Origin of the sequence: Streptomyces sp. NPDC050423, assembly GCF_040655445.1 — a bacterium.
In the GTDB taxonomy this organism is placed as follows: Bacteria; Actinomycetota; Actinomycetes; order Streptomycetales; family Streptomycetaceae; genus Streptomyces.
The window spans coordinates 1-3010 of the sequence record NZ_JBFAJY010000092.1 but is presented as its reverse complement, the minus strand read 5'-3'; the positions used below and the strand labels follow the sequence as shown (position 1 = coordinate 3010).

Here is a 3010-nt window from a genome sequence, read left to right as displayed (position 1 = left end):
GATGGCCTGGATCAACGACCCGGCCAAACGGAGAGACCCCGCACCACAAAACTCATAGCGTCACGACCGTCTCACTGGACTTGAAATCTTCCGCTCCGCGAACGTCACGGACCTCGACCGGGTGAGACCCAGGGTTGCCATGACGCCCGCCTGGTCGCCGGTCGGCACCGCGATCCAGAACAACCAACACGTGGACAGCGGCAGCGGATGGTCGTCCGTCGAGATCTGCATATTCACACGATGCCATGACGGAATCCCCGTCCGGATCTGAGGTTAAAGCTCAAGATCAGGGCCCGTCTCCGTGCGCGGAAAGCCAGCAAGGGCAGGGTCCGTACTGGGAGTTGGAGGAAACGGATCACCTTGTCCTGTGAGCCGCCAAGCCGTGCAGGCCTGCGGCGTTGCTGACACGGCTGATGGGCGGCTGACCTCTGAGCGCGGTGGCACGGGTGCCGGTTGCAGTGGTGGAGGAAATCCGCAACAGCCCCGGCACGTCTGGAACAGGGGCGCACATACACGCATTCGTCGAACAGAGTGCGATTTCGGCGTTCCGCCGCCCAGCTCGAGCCGTATCGGGCCGGGGCAGGTGCAACCGGCCTGCTCGGCCAACTGCCGGCAGTCGTTCCGCTCAACAGGCGACAACAGAACCAACAGGCGACTGCGCGATCTGGAGAAGTGTGAACATCCTCAGATGATCACGCGGTGGCCGTACCCACCCCGGCCGGCGCCAACGAGAGATCACGAAATCAGGCTCGGGTATCAGTGGGTGATCACGATCTTCCCCCGCGCATGGCCGGTCTCGCTCAGCTGGTGCGCTTCGGCAGCGTTCTCCAGGGTGAAGGTGGCCGCGATCGGCACGGTGAAGCGGCCCTGCTGGGCGAGGGCCGCAGCTGCGGTCAGTCCTGCGAGCGCTTGCGGGTCTGCGCCCGGTCCCGCTGAACGGGTCAGATGAACTCCGTGCTCAGCGGCGTGCATGTCGGCGATGGTCACCACACGGTCTGGACTTCCTGCAAGGTCTATCAGATCAGGCAGTGAGCCGGACCCGACGCAGTCCAGGACAAGGTCCACTCCGTCGGCTGCCATGACGCCGACCCGCTCGCCCAATCCGGGACCGTAGGCCGTCGGTTCTGCCCCGAGCCGGGTGAGGAACTCATGGTTGTGTGGACTGGCGGTGCCGATGACGGTCGCGCCACGGGCCACCGCGAGCTGGATGGCGACCGTGCCGACCCCGCCGGCCGCTCCCTCGACCAGCAGGGTCTTGCCGCTGCCGACCTTCAACCGATCGAGCGCGCGGGTGGCGGTCTCAACGTTCGCTGCGGCGCCGCCCGCTTGCTCCCAGGTCAGCGCGTCCGGTTTCAGCGCCCAAGCGGAAAGCACGGCGTACTCGGCGCTGGCGCCACCGAGTTGCCCGAGCTCGGCGAGGTCGACGATGCCGAAGACCGCATCGCCCGGACGTACATCGGTGACGTCGGCACCGACTTCGTCGATCACGCCCGCGGCGTCCACACCGGGCACGTGAGGCAGGCGCAACGGCATCATGTCGCGGAACTGACCCGAGCGCAGGCCGCAGTCGAAGCGTCCGACGCCGGACGCCCGCACAGCCACTCGGATCTGCCCCGGTCCGGCATGCGGTTCTGGTACGTCAACGACTTCAAGGACACTTGCGGGACCGTACTCGGCGAAGGTCAGTGCTCTCATGGAACGGGATGCTACTGAGGGCCCGTCAGTACCAGACGTATGGGCTGGTGTTCGCAGACCGGCTCGTCGCGGCACCCGGATCGCAGAGACATGGGCATCGGCCGCGGGCCGGGCACGTTCGATGGGGAACCCCTGCCCGGGTTGGGGGCGTCCTTCGTCGTTCACCGCGTGCGGTCGCCGGGCACGTATCGGCTCCCGGTGCCGCCCGTTTCGGTGACCGGCCAATGGTGGCCTTGGCGTGGCCTAACAGCGCCTAACAGAATGAGGTGACGTTGCTGTCGCTCCAGGTAGGAGATGAGTGTCCGGTCCCTCGACGTTGAGCTCTATGAGTATCTGTACGGGTAGCAGCGGTTCGTGCGGCTAGCGAATCATGGCCGTCATGGCGACCACCTTCTGGATCGTGATACTCGTCCTGGCTGTTCTTCTGACTACGGTCGCTGCGCCCTGGCTCGGTTCGCCGACTCTGAGCCGACAGCAAAAATCCTGGATACGCCGCGTGACCGGCTTACCCTTCACTATCGTCTTGGTGCTTGTTCTCGCAGCGTGCGGGCGCGCGACCAGCGAGAAGACCGTGCGCAAACTGGCTGGCAGCCCAGAAGCCCTGAAGGCGCGGCAGGAGGCGGAGTTGGCCAGCCGGGACATCATCGCCGTCTGGGAAGCCGAAACGCCGCTCACGCTGGGGCTGGTTGTTCTGGAAGATGTGTGTGTTGGCGGGAGCGCGAAGGAACTATTCCTCCCGACAGGCTCCGACAGGTACAAGATCAAATGCATGATGTCCGTTGCTGCCTACTTTGGGGCAGATCCCCGCAGGATGGCCGACACCATCGACGGAGTGCTCAGCGCAGGAGACCGTACGGGACCTCCCATCCCTTTCAACCATGAGTTCCACTACGCGCGCGCAGTCGTCGACTACTACCGCGGGAAAGCAGGCGACCCGCAAGGACCAGGAACCGGGGAACCAACACACTTATTTGGCGGCACCACCCTCACCCTCAGCTGGGACCAGGTGCGCAGTGGGAACACAGGTCAGCTGATTGAAGAGCCACGCCCATGCAGCCCCCACGAGCCGCCGGTGCGACGTTGCCTCAACGAGCCTGCCTCGACCAGCGTGGCGGATCTGCGACGCGAGTACGGGATGGTTTTCAAGATCACTATGCCCGTCAAGAACTACTTCACCGTCTGGAAGTAGCCAGATTGGTCTCACGGGCCGGCATCGGCCTTGGGTGCGGCTCGTTTCGAGGGAAGCCCTGACCTGTGGGGACGTGGGTTGGTGCGGAAATGGGCAGGTCTTCTCGTGACGAGAGGGGGCGGTGCC

Annotated in this window: 2 protein-coding genes and 1 pseudogene; 1 reads left to right on the top strand and 2 read right to left on the bottom strand. The window is 65.0% G+C overall.

From position 1 onward, the window contains the following. Positions 1–355: 355 nt before the first annotated feature. Positions 356–548: pseudogene (locus tag AB0I52_RS32740) on the bottom strand (hypothetical protein); the annotation flags it as partial. 208 nt (positions 549–756) lie between these two features. Beyond that, positions 757–1695, bottom strand: coding sequence for an NADP-dependent oxidoreductase (locus AB0I52_RS32735; RefSeq protein ID WP_363078800.1), 939 nt, complete (start codon positions 1693–1695; stop codon positions 757–759). Between the two features lie 379 nt (positions 1696–2074). Here AB0I52_RS32735 and AB0I52_RS32730 point away from each other — a divergent pair, with 379 nt between their 5' ends. Continuing rightward, a complete protein-coding gene (locus AB0I52_RS32730) occupies positions 2075–2884 on the top strand; it encodes a hypothetical protein (RefSeq protein ID WP_363078798.1) in 810 nt (269 codons plus the stop codon). Positions 2885–3010: the final 126 nt, after the last annotated feature.

Excerpts from the sequence above, each read along its gene's own strand:
- AB0I52_RS32730 (WP_363078798.1), top strand. The coding sequence starts at position 2,075 with ATGGCGACCACCTTCTGGATCGTGATACTCGTCCTGGCTGTTCTTCTG.
- AB0I52_RS32735 (WP_363078800.1), bottom strand. The coding sequence starts at position 1,695 with ATGAGAGCACTGACCTTCGCCGAGTACGGTCCCGCAAGTGTCCTTGAA.